Genomic DNA, 19,674 nt, shown 5'->3' with positions numbered 1-19,674 from the left:
AATTTTCCCGAACAGCATGGTGCGGATTTGTTAATTTTGGGGTTCGGAAAGAACTATGCATACACCTGGAAACAATTATCTCTCGAGACCTCTCAACGGACTAAAAAACACCTTTCGTTCGTTGCAATACCGGAATTACCGGCTCTTTTTTGGCGGACAAAGCATTTCGCTCACCGGCACCTGGATTCAGCGGATTGCCATGCCCTGGCTGGTTTATCACCTGACAGGCTCGGTCGTGTTGCTGGGAGTTGTCGGTTTTGCCGGCCAGATTCCCACTTTTCTGTTGGCGTCCTACGCCGGCGTCATCACCGACCGCCGGAACCGGTACCATATTCTCATTGCTACCCAGATACTGGCTATGTTGCAGGCACTTACCCTGGCACTGTTCTACTTTCTTGGCATCATCGAGGTATGGCATATCCTGGTGTTGAGCGTTATGCTTGGCATCATCAACGCCTTTGATGCGCCGGCCCGGCAATCGTTCGTCATCGAAATGGTGGAGAGAAAACAGGATTTAGGCAACGCCATCGCACTAAACTCCTCCATGGTGAACGGTGCCCGCCTGATAGGTCCTTCCGTTGCCGGAGTACTGATTGCCACTACCGGCGAAGGTATCTGTTTCCTTATCAACGGACTGAGCTACCTCGTAGTCATCGCTTCGCTGCTGGGTATGAAAGTAACTCCGCGTGTTATCGCGAAGAAATCGACCCGCGTTATTCAGGAATTGAAGGAAGGTTTTCATTATACCTTCGGCTTTGCTCCCATCAAATCCATTATTCTGCTACTGGCGCTCGTCAGCCTGATGGGGATGCCCTACAATGTACTGATGCCCGTTTTCGCCAAAGAAGTGCTTCACGGCGATTCGCATACCTTTGGATTTCTGATGGCAGCGACCGGACTGGGAGCTATTACCGGGGCCATGTACCTGGCTTCGCGAAAAAGTGTGGACGGACTGGAACGTCTCATACCTGCAGCTGCTTCCGTATTTGGACTGGGCCTGATTGCCTTTTCGCAGTCGCGCCTATTCTGGTTATCGATGATACTCATGGTCCTGACTGGCCTCGGAATGATGCTCACGATGGCTTCCAGCAACACCATCATTCAAACCGTGGTAGACGATAGCAAACGTGGCCGGGTAATGAGCTTCTACACGATGGCGCTTATGGGAACCGCTCCATTCGGCAGCCTGTTTGCCGGAGCCGTAGCCAAAGCGGTGGGAGCGCCACTGACGTTAGCGATTGGCGGCACTGCGGTAACTACCGGGGCCATCCTGTTTGCCCGCCGGCTTCCCAAAATACAGGAAGGCATCTTCCCGGTATACCGCAAAATGGGAATTCGCTCCGGAAACCCGGGAAAACAATAGTATCGGTAAACGTTGTCGCGATTAAAGCATCCGAACATAATTTTTCATAAATTGGGAAATCAACATTTGATTTTTCCTTCCTGATACTTTGTCAAACATGCTCAAGCAAAAGCCCCAAACGATAGCTTTGAAAGCTGCAACGATTATTCTCGTTAGCTTTCTGTTCTTCAGTTGCAATTCAAGTTTTCACGGCATAATAGCAACCACTCTCATTCTAAAAACCATCCTTAAGAAAAACCAACCTGCTATCTTCCTGTTACTTCCAGGTAATGAACTTTCGTAACCAGATATTGCGTGAGGGCATCTACGTACCGATCGTGCGATTGCTGAACCTGCGCCTGAGCCTCCATCATATCTGAAACCCGTATCATTCCGGCTTTGTAATTATCATTGTTCTCTTTCAAATTCTCCTCCGCCTGCTGAACAGATGTCTTTGCCAACTGCACCTGCTGATAAGCTTCGTCAAGCTGGTTGCGGACCAGTTGCATTTGCAGCAGCAACTTCTGCGTGTTATCATTCACTGTGTTCACATTCTGCTCCTCCTTCAGCCTGCGCTCTTTTAACTTGTGCGAAGCTTCCCACCATCCGGAAATTGGAATTTTGATGGTCCCGAAAACCATACCGGTAGTGGAGCTATTGCTGTCGATATCCAGGTACTGACCACCAACTCCTACTCCCACCTGGGGCATATATTCACCACGCCGCAACTTTGTTTTGTACTTCTCTGCTTCCGAACTTTTTTGCAGCAACTGATATTCTGGTCTTTTCGCCAAAGCTTCCGCATGATTGATATAATACGCTTCCGGGGCCATCGCCTGAGGGATGGTATCAGCAAAATGAATTCCTGCCTGATAATCAATACCGATGTACTGGCAGAGAGCCATCTTGGCCATCTCAATCCCATTTGCTAACTTCAGGTGGTTCATTTTTAATTCATTCTGTTTCAATTCCACCTTTAACAAGTCGTTTCGGGTAATTAAACCAGCCTGGTAGGAGTCAGTCACCTCTTTGTGTAACGTATCCACCATCTGCATGTAGCGTTCCAGCGTTTTCCTCTTTTCATTCAACGCCTCAATCTGCCAATATTGTTTTTCAGTATTGAGAGCGACTTCTTTTTCGGTAGAAGTCAGCTGAAGCTGGTTAACCTCGATACCCAGATTGGCCAATTTGTTGCCTGTTGCGACCCTCCCACCGGCAAAAACCGGTTCGGTTGCGGTGAGCAATCCTACTGCACCTTTCTCCAACAAGGGAATATTCATCCCCGGAAAGTAGGCATACTGTGTTGCCAGACCTAAGTTCGCAGGATTCCCATCGTAAACCGGAAGGTCCCCACCCGGGATACTCATATCAAAAACTGATTTATTGTATTTGAAGGCCATAGTTGTCGCTTCAACCTGTGGAAAATATTTAGTAAAGGCTGCCTTTTTCTCCTGTTCGGCCGATTGAACATCCAGCATTTTATTTTTTACCTGGGCATTATTCTGCAATGCCAGCGTTTTGCATTGCTCCAGGGAGTACTCGCGGTCCTGCGCCTGGACCACCGGGCTTATCACCAGCAAAGCCAATAGGGTTAATATCACTGGTTTCATTTTTCCTCTGTTTGAAAGTTCATCAATGGTTACCTTTTCCCTTATTTTATCGGTGCCCCGGAAGATCAGCCAGTAGGCTACCGGAAGAATCAATACCAGTAAAACCATGGAGGTTAGCGTACCGAAACAGATAATGGTTCCCATGGGCGCCCATAACGAACTATTGCTGATAATCATGGGGATAACGCCCATCGATGCTGCAGCGGAAGTGAGGAAGATGGGGCGCATTCTCCGCTTGCCAGCTTCAAAAGCTGCCTCCAGAACCGTTTTCTTGTACTGATGCCTCAATTCTTCTGCATAATCAAGCATAATGATCCCATTTCGTACCAGAATTCCAATCAGACTAATAACTCCCAAAATAGAGGTAACACCAAAATCTTTCTCCATGATTAACATTCCAAGTGCAGCACCAACAATACTTAATGTAGCCGAACTCAAAACGAGCAGGGCCAGGCTGGGCTTCTTGAAATGGAAAACCAGAATCATAAAAATGATAAAAATACTAATGAACAAAGCTCCAAGCACTTGAGGAAGTATCTCGGAGTCCGTTTCATGTGCCCCTCCATAACTGATACGGTTTCCTACTGGTAGCTGCTGATTTTCGGCTATACTTTTTACTGCCCGGAAAACTTTATTGGTATTGGTCCCCATAACAACATCTCCTTGAATGGTGATAGTCCGAACGCCGTTTCTACGAACTATTTGTCCCTGTGTCCAATCCGGTTTGACATTGGCGATCTGCCGTAAAGGAACCGAAACGCCCGGGATAATTGAATGGATATACTCATCTCCAATATCTCCATAAGAAGCAGCTTTATTCGCGCGTTCGCTTTTCAGTTTAACCGGAATCTTATAATCGCCTTCCCACAGGGTGGTTAATGGCAACCCGTCAAAATCAATCGCCAGGTTCGTCGAAACAAGTGTTTTTGTAATCCCTAAACGGTTGGCCTCCGTATCATTGATATTTACCTCCGTTCCGGGCAGCATTCCTTTATAATTGGTATGTACCCAGGTTATTCCTGGGACCGTTCTCATTTTAGTGATAAGCGAATCAGCTATCGATTTCAGATCACCCAGATTATTCCCGGAAACTCTCACTTCAATAGGATTTGCAGCCTCCTGATAACTCAACTGTTTGAAACGAACATGGGCATTGGGAAAATAATCGGCATACTTTTGCGAATATTCATTCAACATTTCCTCTGTCCCGCGATTTGAATGCGTATTGACAATGAACTGCGCATAATTCTTAGCCGGCATCTGGGGAGCATAAGTAGTATGAAAACGAGGTGAGCTTGTTCCAATAAATGACGTAATCGATTTCACCCGGGCATCCTTATTCAAAATCTGCTCTAAACTATCAGCCACCTGCGCAGTCTGCTCCAGGGAACTCCCCTGTGGCAGATAAATCTCAACCGGGAACTGGTCACGTTCGGCGATAGGCATCAGTTGTCGTGGCAAAACAGCGAACAAAATGCCTCCCACCAAAACCGCAACGATTCCTGTTACAATAGTCACTTTGGGATGTCTAAAAGCCCTGCCCAACCATTTTTCGTAGGTTTGCTGCACAACATCAAGGAAACTGCGCTGGCCTTCTTTCCTCTTCCGCTTCGATTTTTCGAATCCGTTTTTAATAAAAACATACTGGATAAACGGGATCAAAAACATGGCAACGAGCAGGGAAATACCCAATGTGAGGGTAACCGTCCATGGGAAAAAATGGACAAAGTCCTTGACCATTCCTTTAGTCGTGACCAGAAATGGAAAGAAGGTGATACTGATAGCGAGTGTTGCCGAAAAGATCGCTTTAAAAAAACCTTTTGCACTACTGATAGATGCATGCCAATGCGACATACCATGATCTAGCTTATCCATATAGCTATCCACAATGACAATGGAGTTATCGACTATCATCCCCAGTACGACGATCAGAGCTGCCAAACTCACCGTGTTCAGCTCAATTCCGGTCAGGTACATAATTCCAAGTGAAATAAAAATGGTAATCGGAATGGAAGTCGATGCAACGGCCGCTACCCTAAATGGCAACAGGAACATCGTAACCAAGATGACCGCGACGATGGCATAAAGCATTTCGAGCAGGAAGGTGGAAATGGAATCGCTAACCACCTTTGGTTGATTGGCCACACGCTCAATGTTGACGCCATCGGGCAGTTCAGACTGGAACTGATTCAGGACCTCTTCCACATCCTTTCCGTACTGAACAATATTATTTCCAGATTGCATCTCCATCGAGATCAGTAAACATTTATGCCCGTTATTAGTGATGTAGCTGTCAGGCTTGGGATACTCTCTTACAATGCGGGCTACATCTTTCAGGCGAATGATATTTCCGGCCGGATCAGCGTAAAGGATCTGCTCTCCAATCTCCTTTTCGTTGTTATAGGTTGGCGCAACATGAATAGGGGCATTATAATCAGGATTATCCACCGTCCCACTGATCGTGGTAAAACCTTGCGTGAATAAGTTCGCCAACAATGTTGTTGGAGTTATTCCATAATTGACCAGTTTTTCCCTGTTCAGGTAAATACTGATTTGCTCATTCTGCAACCCGTAGTTCCGCAATTTGGATACGGATTGAATCCTGCGCAATCGGTTTTCCAACTCGTCCATATAATTTTGCAACTCATGATAGGACTTATGGTTCGATTCAATCGTCACCAACAAGGCAGAAGTATCGCCAAAGTCACTATTCGTGTACAAAGCCAGCACACCTGCCGGTAACTGGGCTTTGAAATTACTTAACCCGTCATTCAGCTTTGCCCAGAATTTATCTTTATCCTTAACATCATCGTTCAGCTCGACGTAAACAATCATCAAGCCATCCTTGGACACGGAATAGGTATCCTTCTTTTTAATTTCCTGGAAACTATACAAATACCTCTCAACTTTCGAAGTCAGTTGCTCTTCAACTTCCGCCGAACTGGCTCCCGGATATACACCGATCACCAATCCCTGCCGGATGGTAAACGATGGGAACTCCTGGCGAGGCATAACAAACAATGCATAGACTCCCAACACCAACAACATCACTGTAATCAGAAATACAACCTGCCTGTGCCGCATGGCAGACTCAACAATACCCAACTTTTCCCTCATCACTTAATTATTTGTATGGTCGAATTATCTTCCAGTTTCTGGTACCCTTCGGTAATCAACAAATCGCCGCTGGAAAGGCCTTTATTGATAGTAACTCCATTGGTTACTAAAGCACCTGTTTCGATGTATTTTTTTTTGGCTTTCTTTGATTTTGCATCAGCAATAAAAACAAACCGCTTACCATTCCCGTCAGTTTGAACGGCCGAAAGTGGAATGACAATCCGGCTGGCAAGAACCGGATTACTAATGTTCACAGAACAAATCATACCCGGTTTCAGTACCTTATCTGGATTATCGAGTTCCACTTTCACCCCATAGGTATGCGAAAGTGGATTAGAGATAACACCAATTTCCGTTACTTGCCCTTTAAACTGCTGCTCTCCAAGTGCCGACACCTTTACAACAGCATTCAATCCTTTGGAAATGCCGGCAATCTCATTTTCCGGGACCGGAACTTTCACTTTTACCTTACTTATTTTGACGAGCCGGAATGCCGGATTTCCTGGAATAACACTCATCCCCGGCTCTATTTCTCTTCGCCCGATAATTCCACTGGTTGGTGCAAATAACTTACAATCGGCCACTTTCCCTTTCGCGAGAAGTGCAGCTGCGTTTGCCTGAGCCAATCCACTTTTTATCTCTACGAATTTCACTTCCGGAAGGCTTCCCTTTCGGTAAACCGGCTCCAACCGGTTATAGGCATCCTGTGCCTGTTCTTCCTTAGCCAGTGCCATATGATAAGCGTTCCGGTAGCTTTCCTCGTTCAACGTTGCCAGCAATTGTCCCCTTTTTACCGACTGCCCCTCTTCCACATTTACCTGTTCAGCAGTGCCTGCAATCAGGAAACTCAAAGGTATAGATACCGATGCTTCGATGGTTCCTATATAAGAATATTCGATCCCGTCGGCACCGGATACAATCTTTTGTGTAGTTATCTTTATGCCATCCATATTATTTCCTCCTGATGTATTCTTCACATTGGAGTTACATCCTGCCAGTACAGTCGCTATCAGGAGCAGGCTTAACCTTACATGTTTCATTTTCACTATCATAATTTAATTACACATCAATACTACTTTAGTTTTTTAGTCGGATTCTGGTCAAAAAAAAATCATGACCTCATATAAAGAATAATTTGACAAATTATTGCTTGTTGTCTGCATATATACCGCTCCAAAAACAATACTACTCATCTGGTATTTTCGTCGAATTTGCAATAAAAAAATTAGCTGAAAAGCTTAGGGACAAAAAGCAGAGCTGCTTTGGTTAATTTTTCTTCATCAAATGTCCCATCCCGCTCAACTGAATATTGTACCACACCGTAAAATGCTGCCAGGAACAGTTCCGCAATACAGGGAATATCCTCCCGTTCAACACCACGGTATTCTCCTGAATCATAACCATCTTCCAAAATTCGCATAATGTACAATTTTTCAAAGTCAAGCATTTGAAAGAAATGCTTTTTCGCTCTCGCTTCGAACATACTATCTTGTTTTACAATATAATAAAGATTAGTCTTTTGAATAATTCCTAAATTGAACTCAATCACATAAGCTTGGAGTTTGTCCAGCATTTTCTTGTACTCTTCCACCTTATCTTTCACATGCTGTCTGAGATTAATGACTTCCATATGAAGGACCGCATCAAAAACTTCCTCCTTGCCCTTAAAATAATGATACAGTGTGCTCTTCGCTTTTCCACAGGCAATAGCAATCTCGTCCATGGTGGTCTTTTTCAGTCCAAACTGCTGAAACAACTTTTGTGCTTGTTCCAGTATTTCAGCTTTTACAATTTCATCTTTTGACATTGACATGCTTTTCGACCAAATTTGTTTTTTGGTAGTGAAAAAATAAATAATAAAAATACCATCCAAACATTTCCCGAAAAATTTACGAAGGATTTATTTTTTCACATTCTGGTAACCCAACTCTCCATTTCCAGTCTGTTTAAACACATTTTCATGTGATTTGTTATACAACTGATAATGACAATACTTCGTTAAAAATGTAGATAACTATTTGAAAATGAGCAAAATAATCTATCAAGATATTTACATAAATTCCTGATAATAAGTATGTTAATGGATTTTACCACAAATCTGTTATAGAATAACTACCAGGAGATACAATAATTATAATTCATTAATTATCAGAATATTAAATATAATATCAGTTTTTAACAAATGCAGGAAAGACTTTTTCTGCGAAGTTGTTATCCTTTTGCTTTCCATCAAAGGGCGTGTTAACTTTTTACAGCTCGGCCGTTTCGGAGACTTCAAAGAACAAAGATACCGACAACAATTTGAAAAACCTTTCCCCTGGCTGGATTTCAACAAAGAACTCACCCTTTTGCATGGTGGCAGTCGGTTTGTAATAGCATTTGACCCAAGTTATATCAACAAGTCCGGGAAGAAAGCCCCGGGGCTTGGCTGGTATTGGCCGGGTTGCGCCGGTTGCTACATAGGGATCTTGTTTCAGTATTACTCCAATTCGCTTAAAAGGTCCGAAAGGAGAATCAGCCATGGCATAGGCTACCCGGTAATTTGGTCCGCCCCAACCGCCTTCGGACCACATAAAGTAATACTTTCCGTGACGAGCAAACATATTAGGTCCCTCGAGGTAGCCCTCAGGTGTTATCTCGTTGAAATCGGTCCCATCCTTAAAAGGCAGAAAGCCGGTAAAATCATCCTTCAGCCGTGCGATATTGCAATGTCCCCATCCACCGTAAATCAGATAATACCAGATAATCTTTATACGGTCCATTCGGTCGATCAGAAATGCCAATTCCAATGCCTCCCTCCTGATCGTCGCTCTGAATGTCATTAGCAGCAAAAAACAGGAAATAATGGTTATCCTTTTTTACAATAGCCGGTCCGAAAGAGAGTTGTAGCGAATCTGATTTTGCTGGTCAATGTTGAAAAGGAATTTAAACTTTTGGGAGTTATATATATCTTCCAGTTCACAAAGACTTATTTTGGTGCTTGCAAGGTATCCATATAGTAACAGGTAAAACATATTCTTGCCGAACAGTTTTTTTACCTAGGGTCTGCTGATTTTCTGCGTGCCGCACGAGTTCGATATTGGAATGAGCAAAAGGTTCATGACAAAAAGTATCGCATTGGCCCATGATTCGGACGTTTCAGGAAGCCTGGCCATGATGTTGTTGAGCCCGTAGCCCCGTTTGCCTTGTCCAAACTTGCCTTCAACGTGGTTTCGCTTGGCCGCTTCTTTTTTGTCGCGGTATTTCTAACTGGCAGTTTGGCTGTCATTTTTCGGTGGCCCCCCCAGGGGCTTACCATAGATCTTAACCCCTTTTTCTTTCAGGTATTTGCGGTTTTCCCTTGTCAGGAAAATCTGGTCCCCAAGGAATACCCTGGGATAGCAGCCATAGGTTTGTTTAAAATTTTCTACCTGCATTTTTACATCTGTACTTTCATTATAGGCATCCCAGCTGAACCGGTCTATCCGGCAGGACCCGTTCACCTCACTGATGTTGATTTTCGCCCCAAATTCGGTTTTTGCTTTGTCTTTTCCCCGGACAATCGGACGCACATGGGGCTGGAAAAGGTTCACAATGCGGTCCTGGCATTGATGGGTTCTATTCTCATACATCAATTTTTGCTGGTTGTAAACTTTCCGGATGGTTTCCATTAGTTCTCTATCGCGTTTTTCAAGCAATTCCGACCGCCCGGGTTTTAATAACAAGCTGTCAACTACTTTTATATCGCGGGAAATGTATTGAAGCTGTCCCCTGATGCCCCGGCGGATATGCTTCTTTGTTTTCTTTTAATGCGGGGCTGGGGCGGTTTAACCTGTTCGGATGCTTCGATGATCGTTGGTTGAAAGCTTCAAACTCATCGCCTCCCAACCTTTTGCGGATATCGACAAACAGGCTGGCATCAAAAACCGGTTGGGTGGTAAAACACGGCAGCCCGCAAAAGTATTGCAGGTAAATGTTTTCCTGTATCATTTCTATGGTGCCCCGGTCATCCAGGCCAAGCTTGTGCTTGACAATCAAGGCCGCTATCACCGTGCGGATGTTTACACTTTTACGCCCGGAGCCCGCATCGAGCTTCCGGCTATAAACGGCTGCAAGTGAATCCCAGGGAACCAATGAAGCTAATTTCACCCATCGGTTTTCCTTGTCCAACTCCCGCTCAAAAGGGTGCTTGAACATATTCAAACTTAATTGGCTTTGTGGCGTGTAATCAATCATATCTGCAAGGATTTTGAACCCAATTTATACAAAACCGTGCATTTACACCAATCATGAACCTTGAAAATATCAACAAATCAATGTTGATAATCAATGGATTATATGTGAATTTAAAGAAAATCAGCAAACCCTAATTAGCTCATCTTTCAATAGCTGGCCTGCTTGCGGCCGATAACCGGACGATTACTTATTCCAGTTGAAAAACGGCTGCTTCATTGGCCGGCACCGGAATGCGGTTCAGGTTTTTGATGGCAGTACCTGTTATTACATTCATGGCAGTGGAGGCTGATTGTGTCCTTTCCGAATAATCATCAGCATTGAGGATGATTTCATGGTTGTTGGAATTGACCACCACCATAACTGTCTGAGTGTCGGTATAACGGAAATAGACATAAATATTGTTGGTTGGGAAGTATTGCATCATTTTTCCCTTTTTCAGAGCATCAGATTTTTTACGGTAATTGGCCAATCGTTTTAGGAAATTGTAAATCTCATTTTCCTGATTGTTACGGCCTTCCCGGGCGAACTTGTTTTCTTTATCACCGGGCCATCCTCCTGGAAAGTCGCCTCGTACCAGTCCGTCGGGTGAACAGAAACCCGTCATTCCTATTTCGGTGCCATAATATATCTGGGGTATTCGGTTGGTAGTGAGCAGCACGGTGAGTGCGGTTTTGAGCTTTTTCACATCTTCTCCCAGAATCGATGAAATCCGGCTCAGATCATGATTGTCCAGAAATGCCAGATTGCAGGAGGGAGACTGATAGATAAAATCTCCGGCCAGGGTGGCATACACAGGGTTCATGGCCACATTGGGTGTAAGTTTGTTTTTCCACTGATCGGGCGACTGGTTCAACATGGTTATAATGGCTTCACGCAACCGGAAATCGGTGATGCCGTCGATGTGGGTGTCGAGGCCCCGGTTGACGGTGTTTCCTCCGCTGAAATAGGCCTGTTTGGCCATGCCGTTCACCCATGTTTCGGCAAGGATGGTCACTCCCGGAAACTCTTCTTTAACCCGGGAGGCCCAATGTGCCAAAAATTGAGTATTGTTGTAGAAATAGGTGTCTACCCGAATCCCGTCAATACCTGCAAAGGCGAGCCACCAGATGGTGTTTTGCGTCAGGTATTTCTGAACAAACTCATTGTCGTTGTTCAGATCGGGCATGGAGTGATGAATCCATCCTTTCAGCGTGGCCTGCCGGTCTTTTTGTGCTGCATAAGGATCCATTACCGGTTCGCAATTGTAGGTGCTTTGCGGATATTTTACGGGATCGTTGAGCCAGTCATCCATCGGGAGGTCTTTGAGCATCCAGTGCTCACTCCCAATGTGATTAAGCACCACATCCTTGATGACTTTGATCCCTTTTTGATGACAGAGGCTCACATACTGCTCATAGAGCCGGTTGGACCCCAAACGGGGATCAATTCGGTAATGATTGGTCACGGAATAGCCGTGATACGAAGTCACAGGTTGATCATTCTCCACTTCGGGGGTAAGCCAGATAGTGGTGACACCCAGATCCTCAATATCGTCGAGATGATCGATAATGCCCTGCAGGTCGCCCCCATGCCGGTAATACATGGAATCCCGGCTAAGAGCAGTCTCCTGCATAGAGGGAATGACGTCGTTTTGCGGACATCCGTTGGCAAAACGGTCTGGCATGATGAGGTAAACCAGATCTTCAGAACTTATTCCCTGGTTTCTTCCCTGCTGCCGGGGGTTTGGGTATAAGTGGTAGTTAAAAGTATAGTCTCCGAAATTGATGGGAAGGGTACCTGCCGGTGTGACAGGCCGGATGGTAATATCCAGAAAGAGGTAATTGGCATTATCCATGCGGTGAACTTGCTGTAATGTTACTCCGGGGTAATCGATGGATACGGAGCTACCGGAAATGTTTTTGCCATACACCATCAGCTGGAGGTGGGGATTGTACATCCCTGTCCACCAGTATGGAGGATCTATGCGTTGAACGCTGTTGTTCTCGCTGTGGGCACAGGAAAGGGTCAGGAACATGAGTAAAAGAAAAGTGATCGTTTTGTATTTCATACGTAAATTTTTAGCAAGTAATGTTTTTATAATTATCTGATATTCAGAATAATTTGTTTTTAATCTTAGTGTTTGGACAAAACAAAAGAGAGCACTCATTAACCAATGAATGCGGTTATTGGATCGGCTTTTATTTTTTTACAACTGCTAAGAAGTTTAAAATTTCATACACGTGCTCTTATGTCACAGTCTTGGCCGCTTAGCAGTTGAGGCCAGTTTCATACGCGGCTTAATTGTTGTCCCAGGACAACGGCTGCCAGTAAAGATCGACCTTTATATTGCTTTATTTGTCGGTTTAGCCGGCGGGTTTGAGAAGCTGCACATTATACCCCAGTTTCTCCAGTTCTTTTTTCAGGTAAACTTTACGCTTTTGTTCCTGCCTGCTATTGACAAAAGAAGCACCCAGTTCCCGGTACACCACTCCGTCGCTCAATACATGGTAGACAGACTTCAGGATCGAATGTCCTACTGCGATGATGGCTCGTTTTTTGCCTCGTCTTGCTGCCAACCGGTGATATCTGGCGTTGTAAAAGGTGTCTTTGGTGCGAACCGCCGCCCAGGCTACTTCAGTTAATACCGTTTTCACCTGTTTGTTCCCGTGGCTGGTGCGCCCGCTTTTTTTTTACCAGCACTCTCATTGTTGCCCGGACACATCCCCGCCCAGGAAGCCAGGTGTTTCTCCGTCGGAAAGACACTCATATCCAGTCCGATCTCGGCCACCAGATCTTCCGCCGTCTTGGTACTCAACCCCGGGACAGCTCTCAGGTTTTCCACCACATTCTCGTAGTCCTTCAGCATATCCCTGATTCTTGTGTTCAGACTTTCAATAACTGTCTCCGTAGAGGCAATGTCTTTTTGAATAGTCTGAAGCAGGTAGATGTGATGACCGGTCAATAGTCCCTGGCAGGCTTCATAAAGATCTTCCTTACTCGCTTCCAGCTTCCGGTGGTAAACCTCATCAATGTCGGCCATGGTAATGTTCTTCCCTTCACACAGCTTGCCGATCAGTTTCGTGCCAACAACCCCCTGGGTATTGCTCAGTACACTGGAAAGCTTCACATTGCAATCCTCCAGGACCCGGATAATCCGGTTTTTCTCCGAGGCGATATGCTGGATCATCTTTGTGCGGTAACGGGTCAGATCCCGTAACTCCCGCTGTTCCCGGGCCGGAATGTAGCTGGGTTTTAACAACCCGGCCAAAAGCAGTTTGCAAATCCATGCACTGTCCTGTTTGTCCGTTTTGTGCCCCGGTACATACTTGATATGGCGGGCATTCACGATCCAAACCTTTATCCCCGTTGGCTCCAGCACATGGTACACCGGCTTCCAGTAAACCCCTGTGCTCTCCATGGCTATATGCGTAATGCCTTTCTCCAATAACCAGTCTCTCAGTTCTGTCAATGAACGCGTGAAGGTTCCGTATTCGCGGGTCTCCTTCCTCAGTCCCTCGCCATCTATGGTGGCGACTACAGTCTTCTTGTGAACGTCAATGCCGCATCCCCTGGATACAACCTGACTGAATGATACTTGTGACTCCATCTGAATTCGTTTTTTAACAAAGATACAGCGGAGGAACAGATATTTTCATTCGCTTGGACGTCGTTTCGCGTCATGGAGGTTTCATATGTATAAAATTTATCTAAGTTATTGGTTACCGAAACTTCGGGAGAATTCGCATGAAAGAATATTATACATGTTCTTTGGTGATTCCCTTGTCATGCTTGTTTCATATTGATTTTTGGTTCATCATGAAGATGCGTACTTACATTCATAATAAAATTTGTTCATTCAATAAGAGATGTCTTGCAATAACTAAAACATACGACACCTTCAGCATCGATATTCTATATTTAGGGCGAACTACTATAAACACAGGAGCCCTTCAGGCTCCGTTTCCCTTAAATTTAAAGGCCTGACCCCGAAGGGAGCCAAATATTTATAGATGTACTATTTATATGAGAATCGACTCCCAAAGTGGGGCTTGCCAGTTAGGTATATTTGTTTGCTTTTTCCATGTTTTTTTTCGATTATGATCTTTTCTAAGTATCTAATAGGTACGCATTATTATAATGAACCTAATTCTTTTATTATTGCATGGTCGATATCATTGAACAGAGCACGTGCAAGCGTGTCCGGGAAATGAGTGGTGAGCGGAGCACCCGGAGGTTGGAGAATTGAAAAGGCAGAATCAAACTAGGTTGGCCTTCTCTTATTCACTCAACCTTCCCGGTTTTCGTGCTCCACCACTCATCGGGGCATGCGCTGTGACTCTTGGCTCATCAGCTCACACCTTACCCTAGTAACCTTTGTTTTGGGTTAGATTGGGATTGTTGGCCAAGGTGGTTTCGGGAATGGGGAACAGCTCGAAATGGCTATCGCTTCCAGGCATAAAATCGTGTGCTGTCCCGAATTTGCCAAACCGGATCAGATCCTGGCGGCGCCACCCTTCCCAGCACAGTTCGCGTGCCCGCTCATCCAGCAGCTCCTGGGGCGTCAGAGTTCCTGAAAAGGGAGGCATTCCGGCCCTTTGACGCACCCTGTTCAGGTCTGTCACTGCCTGTAACTCATTGCCCAGGTGTAATAGACACTCCGCCCGCATCAGCAATACATCGGCAAAACGAAAAACGGGAAAGTCGTTGCCACCGCTGTTGCCATTGTAGGGGGCTCGCTCAAAGGAAAATTTGAGATTGCGTGCTCCTTCGTAAGTTCCGGCATTTTCCAGGCTTGCGATGGAGGGTTGGTACACCAGGTCCTGGCCGTTACCGTTTTTTACCACCTGACCGTTTACCACCACTGGTTCACCGTAGATCCACTGGTTTTTTCGGATGTCCCCATCGGCATATTTCTGCAGAAAATTCTCATGAACACAAGCCCCGTTCCATGAGTTGATGCCATAAGCCTGACCATGCTCGTAGGCCAGCGTGCGGAATTCATAAATCATTTTGGGAGCCAGCACGGGATCAATGGGGATAGCCAGCATGACTTCGTCGGTGGGACATTCATCCCCGAAAAGTGCGAAGTAATCGTTGTGAAGATCGTATCCCAGTTCTTCCACTTTGTTGCAAGCCTCCAGAGCATCGGCCCAGTGATTAGTGCCGGTGTAAACCCCTGCATTCAGATAGAGTTTGGCCAGCAGGGTATATCCGGCAGCCTGGTTAAACCTACCGTAGAGGTTTTCTTTAGCATCGCCCAGCAAGGGAACACTTTCGCGGAGTTCTTTTTCGACAAACGCGAATACTTCGCTGCGTTTGCTTTGCGATATTTCCGAAAGGGGAGTGGAGCGATCGGTGATTATCGGAACATTTCCCCAGCCATCGAGGAGCAGGAAATAGAAGAAGCTGCGTAACACCCGGGCTTCTGCAATGTATTGTTCGCCGGACTGGTTGGAATTGAACACCTCGAGTGCTGTGTTGCAATCGATGATGGCCTGATAGAGCCACTCCCAGGTACCACCCAGGAAGCTGTGCGAGGGTGTCCAGTTATGGCGATACAGCTGCATCCACACACCGCCGTCCTGCCAAGAGGCGCCACGGGCGGGAATCATCAGTTCGTCGGTGCTGACTTCATTGAGGTCGTACCAACCCTTTTCGCCGGCATACCCTTGGTGGTTGGCTTCGCTGCGCAGTTGGGCATATATCCGGGCCAGGGCGTTGGTGATCTGCTCGTTGGTGGTGTAGAAGCGATCGGCCTCTATCTGGTCGTAAACCTTTTCGTCCAGATCGCTACACGCCGGTAGCAGAAGGAATAATATGCTGAAATATATTAGGTATTTGTTCATGACTTTTATTTTTTTATTGGTTTTACAGATGTGATCATAATTTCTGTCCATAAAGTGCCATTTACTGCGTTACACTTGTCCGAGAACTACTCATTTACGAAAGGTAAACTCCGTATTTTCGGACTTCGAAAGCCTTGGAAATGACACCTTCTGAACAGACACATGATTACTAACATACTTTCCCGACTTTATAGCCGGACGCTATTTAATCGTGAGGTTTACCCCAAAGGCAAAGCTTCTGGCCCTGGGATAGAGATTGAAATCGTCTATGCCAAAGCCGGCAGCTCCGTCAGATTGAATCTCGGGGTCGGTGCCTTTATAGCCGGTGATGACAAAAAGATTGTTGGCTGTGAAGGAGAGACGAAAGCGGGATATGGTCTCGTTTCTGACAGGGATATTGTATCCCAGGGTAAGGTTGGAGAGCCGGAAGAAAGATCCGTCCTGTATCCAGAAATCCGAGAAGTCAGACATCACCTTAAAACCGTTATCCACCGCTTCGGGCACCATATTGAGTATGCCGATCTCTCCCAGCCGGTTGAGGCGGCTCCAGGTGCCGTTGTAGATTTCGTTGCCCTGTGACCCGGTGAATACCAGCATGGCGTCGAAGTTTTTGTGGCGGAAAGAGGTGTTGATACCATAAGTGAAATCAGGTTGTGGATTTCCGGCATTGTACCTGTCGGGGGAGCGGTTGTCGATGGTGACGCTGCCGTCGTTGTTGAGATCGGCAAGGATTTCATTTCCCTGATCGTCGACTCCTGCATGTTTGTAAACATAGAAGATACCTACCGGGTCGCCCACCTTGAGAAAAGAGACCGCCCTTCCGTCGACATAGCCATAAGGCACCAGGTCAGTGGAAAGTTCATTGCCGTTGAGGGTGCCACTGAGTGATTTTATTTTGTTCTCATTTTTGGAGAAGTTGATTTCTACCGACCAAGAGGTATTTTCGGTTTTTACTGGCAGGTATTCCAGCGAGCATTCGAAGCCTTTGTTGGTCATCTCCCCAATGTTGGCCCAAAGCGTATTGGTATAGAAGGGAGGTACCGGAACGGCATATTCGTACAGCATATTGTCGGTATGGCCATTGTAATAGTCGATGGAGCCCATAAGCCGGTTTTTGAACAGATAGAAATCCAGTCCTATGTTGACCATTTTTTTAACCTCCCATTTGAGATCTTTATTTTCGTTTTGTGAGGTTCCGTAGAGGGTAACGGATTGGCCGTTGAAGAGTGTAGATCCCTGCGATGCCAGCAATCTCAATGACTGGTAAGGAACCAGTCCGCCCTGGTTGCCTGTTTCGCCATACCCCAGCCGCAGCTTCAGATCGTTTATGTTGGTGGAACTGCTCAGGAATGGCTCCTGCGAGATGCGCCAGGCCACCGAAGCCGAAGGGAAGGTACCCCACTTGTTGCTTTTCCCCAGCTTGGACGAGCCATCATGACGAATGTTCAGGGTAAGCAGGTATTTGTCACTATACGCATAATTCAGGCGGGCTAGGTACGATATCAGGGTGCTTTCGTCTTTAAAAGAAGAGATATCACCACTTTGTACATCCCCGATGTTGCCATTCCCCAGATTGTTGTACCCGTTGATGTCGGAGATGAAATCACGGCCGATGGCTTTAAAACCTTCGTTGGTGGACTGCTGCCACTCATACACCCCGGTAAATGCGATGCGATGGTGCTTCAGCGTCTTCTTGTAGTTGAGTGTCAGGTCGAGCAGTTCCTCGTGGAGAGAGGCCTGACTTTTTTGGGCAAACCCATGATAGGTATAGCCATTGGTGCCAAAGAGATCGCCCGGCTGATAATAACCATAGGTGTTGTTGTGCTTACGTTTGGAAGCAAACACCCCCAGTTTCATATCCTCCCAAAGGTTGTATTCCGATCTGATGCTTCCGAAATAACTGTCCATGGCGCCTTGGTTGCGGGTCTCCTTCAGTAGCGCCACCGGGTTGACATATCCCCAGATGCTGGAATCGTAAAACCAGCTCCCGTTGCTGTTGACCACCGGTTCTACCGGTCTGCGTTGATAAGCAGCCACCAGTGCCATGTTGATGTCATCGTAATCGTCGGTTGCTACAAAATCTGCTTTGGTGGCATTAACATTGAGGTGAAGCGTGGTCTGCAAGCGACCATTGAGATTTTTCTGATGAACCTTCAGAGAACCTGTAAGCCTGTCGGAACCTGACTCCAGCAGAAGGCCTTCCTGGCTGATGTAGCTGAGAGAAGCTCTGTAGCTGAGCTGTTCGGTTCCTCCCGTAATGGCTATGTTGTTATCCAGAATATGGCCGTTGCGTGTAATCTCATCGAACCAATTGGTGTCGGCTCCGTAATCAGAAGCGCTGATGCCGCTTTGATCCACATAGTTGCGCCATTGAGCAGCATTCATCAGATCCGGCTTTCCGGATACAGTCTCCAGTGAACTTACACTGTTGATTTCCAGCTGCATTTTGCCCGCCTTACCACTTCTGGTGGTGACGATCACTACACCTGCCGCCCCACGGGATCCGTAGATGGCCGATGACGAGGCATCTTTGAGGACATCGAAGGAGGCAATATCGAAGGGCGACAATGTTTGCAACAGTTCCGGGCCACCCTGCACTCCATCCACTACCACCAGGGGATCGTTGCCTCCGGCCAGTGAATTGATACCCCGTATGCGTATGGTGGGTGCCTGATTAGGATCTGAACCCACCTGCGAGATGTTGACCCCCGTCATGCGTCCCTGAAGTTGCTGCAGGGGATTGGTGACAGGCCCGGGATTGAAATTGTCCCTCATCATACGATTGACCGACCCGGTAACATCCGCTTTTTTGAGGCTTCCGTACCCAATTGCCACAACTTCATCTAATCCAATGGATGCTTCTTCCATTCGAACGTTGATAACATTATTATCACCTACATTAACCTCTCTGGTTTTCATTCCTACAAATGAGAAAACCAACGTCTTAACATCTGGTTTAATCTTCAATGTATAATTCCCATCAACATCCGTAATGGTTCCATTCGTTGTCCCTTTAACGAGAATTGTAGTTCCGGGAATAGGTTCTCCATCCTCACTGGTTACCTTTCCAGTTATTACTTTTGACTGGTTAACCGGAATCTGGGGTTCGCCCTCGTTCTCGTGAAACAGGGCGACCTGCCGACCAATAATTCGGTATTGAATGTCCGTGCCACTCAGAATTTCATTCAGGATATCCTGAATATTCCGATCCCGTATGTCGACAGTAACCTTTTTATCCGTCTGTATATTATCTGAATAGAAAAACCGAAATTCACTTTGATTTTCAATTTTCTTCAGGACCTGTCCGATGGTTTCATTCTTGACGGACAAGGATAACTTGGTTGATTGCGCGTAGGTTTCGGAGGCTAAAACTGAGAAAGCCGACAAGCAAAGTATGAGAAAGCTCAGTTTCATACGTATTAAAAGTTTAACAAAGAAATATCCTAAAGGGACTTCCTTCAGTCTCTTTTTTTTCATAGGTTTGAAATGTTTAAATGAATAATTTTCAACAATTATTTTTCAAACAGGTGGAAAAGTTCGCGGCTTTTCCACCTATTTTTACCAA

General features: G+C 45.9%; 12 protein-coding genes and 1 pseudogene. 1 reads left to right on the top strand and 12 read right to left on the bottom strand.

Annotated features, from left to right (window positions below; translation table 11 throughout):
- The first annotated feature begins 55 nt into the window (after window positions 1-55).
- Window positions 56-1,363, top strand: coding sequence for an MFS transporter (locus tag GJU82_RS01325; RefSeq protein ID WP_153630499.1), 1,308 nt, complete (start codon window positions 56-58; stop codon window positions 1,361-1,363).
- A 245-nt stretch (window positions 1,364-1,608) separates the two neighbouring features.
- On the opposite strand, the gene GJU82_RS01315 is transcribed toward GJU82_RS01325, so the two are convergent.
- The 12 genes and pseudogenes from GJU82_RS01315 to GJU82_RS01265 form a co-directional block, all read right to left on the bottom strand.
- A complete protein-coding gene (locus GJU82_RS01315) occupies window positions 1,609-6,069 on the bottom strand; it encodes an efflux RND transporter permease subunit (RefSeq protein WP_228488519.1) in 4,461 nt (1,486 codons plus the stop codon).
- Window positions 6,069-7,109 carry an efflux RND transporter periplasmic adaptor subunit gene (locus GJU82_RS01310; protein ID WP_194830931.1) on the bottom strand — a complete coding sequence of 347 codons (1,041 nt, stop codon included), beginning with the start codon at window positions 7,107-7,109 and terminating at the stop codon, window positions 6,069-6,071. The genes GJU82_RS01315 and GJU82_RS01310 overlap by 1 nt, the downstream gene beginning before the upstream one ends.
- Window positions 7,110-7,294: 185 nt before the next feature.
- Entirely contained in the window at window positions 7,295-7,876 is a 582-nt protein-coding gene (locus GJU82_RS01305) for a TetR/AcrR family transcriptional regulator (protein WP_194830930.1), read from the bottom strand.
- Window positions 7,877-8,318: 442 nt separating this feature from the next.
- On the bottom strand, window positions 8,319-8,831 hold the full coding sequence (locus GJU82_RS01300) for a family 43 glycosylhydrolase (protein WP_228488518.1): 513 nt from the start codon (window positions 8,829-8,831) through the stop codon (window positions 8,319-8,321).
- 276 nt (window positions 8,832-9,107) lie between these two features.
- A pseudogene (locus tag GJU82_RS17820) lies at window positions 9,108-9,290 on the bottom strand (transposase); the annotation flags it as partial.
- A gap of 24 nt (window positions 9,291-9,314) precedes the next feature.
- Window positions 9,315-9,746, bottom strand: coding sequence for a hypothetical protein (locus GJU82_RS01290; RefSeq protein WP_153630496.1), 432 nt, complete (start codon window positions 9,744-9,746; stop codon window positions 9,315-9,317).
- Window positions 9,747-9,777: 31 nt separating this feature from the next.
- Complete coding sequence (locus GJU82_RS01285; RefSeq protein WP_153630495.1) at window positions 9,778-10,284, bottom strand: transposase; 507 nt, start codon at window positions 10,282-10,284, stop codon at window positions 9,778-9,780.
- Between the two features lie 187 nt (window positions 10,285-10,471).
- Window positions 10,472-12,331 carry an alpha-amylase family glycosyl hydrolase gene (locus GJU82_RS01280; protein WP_153630494.1) on the bottom strand — a complete coding sequence of 620 codons (1,860 nt, stop codon included), beginning with the start codon at window positions 12,329-12,331 and terminating at the stop codon, window positions 10,472-10,474.
- 295 nt (window positions 12,332-12,626) lie between these two features.
- Complete coding sequence (locus GJU82_RS17300; protein WP_228488517.1) at window positions 12,627-12,917, bottom strand: hypothetical protein; 291 nt, start codon at window positions 12,915-12,917, stop codon at window positions 12,627-12,629.
- Entirely contained in the window at window positions 12,914-13,870 is a 957-nt protein-coding gene (locus tag GJU82_RS01275; RefSeq protein ID WP_228488516.1) for an IS110 family transposase, read from the bottom strand. Before GJU82_RS01275 ends, GJU82_RS17300 begins: the two co-directional genes overlap by 4 nt.
- 757 nt (window positions 13,871-14,627) lie before the next feature.
- Entirely contained in the window at window positions 14,628-16,109 is a 1,482-nt protein-coding gene (locus GJU82_RS01270) for a RagB/SusD family nutrient uptake outer membrane protein (RefSeq protein WP_194830929.1), read from the bottom strand.
- 201 nt (window positions 16,110-16,310) lie between these two features.
- A complete protein-coding gene (locus GJU82_RS01265) occupies window positions 16,311-19,523 on the bottom strand; it encodes a TonB-dependent receptor (RefSeq protein ID WP_194830928.1) in 3,213 nt (1,070 codons plus the stop codon).
- Window positions 19,524-19,674: the final 151 nt, after the last annotated feature.

This window comes from Prolixibacter sp. SD074, assembly GCF_009617895.1.
In the GTDB taxonomy this organism is placed as follows: domain Bacteria; phylum Bacteroidota; class Bacteroidia; order Bacteroidales; family Prolixibacteraceae; genus Prolixibacter.
This window is presented reverse-complemented; position numbering and strand designations above follow the sequence as displayed.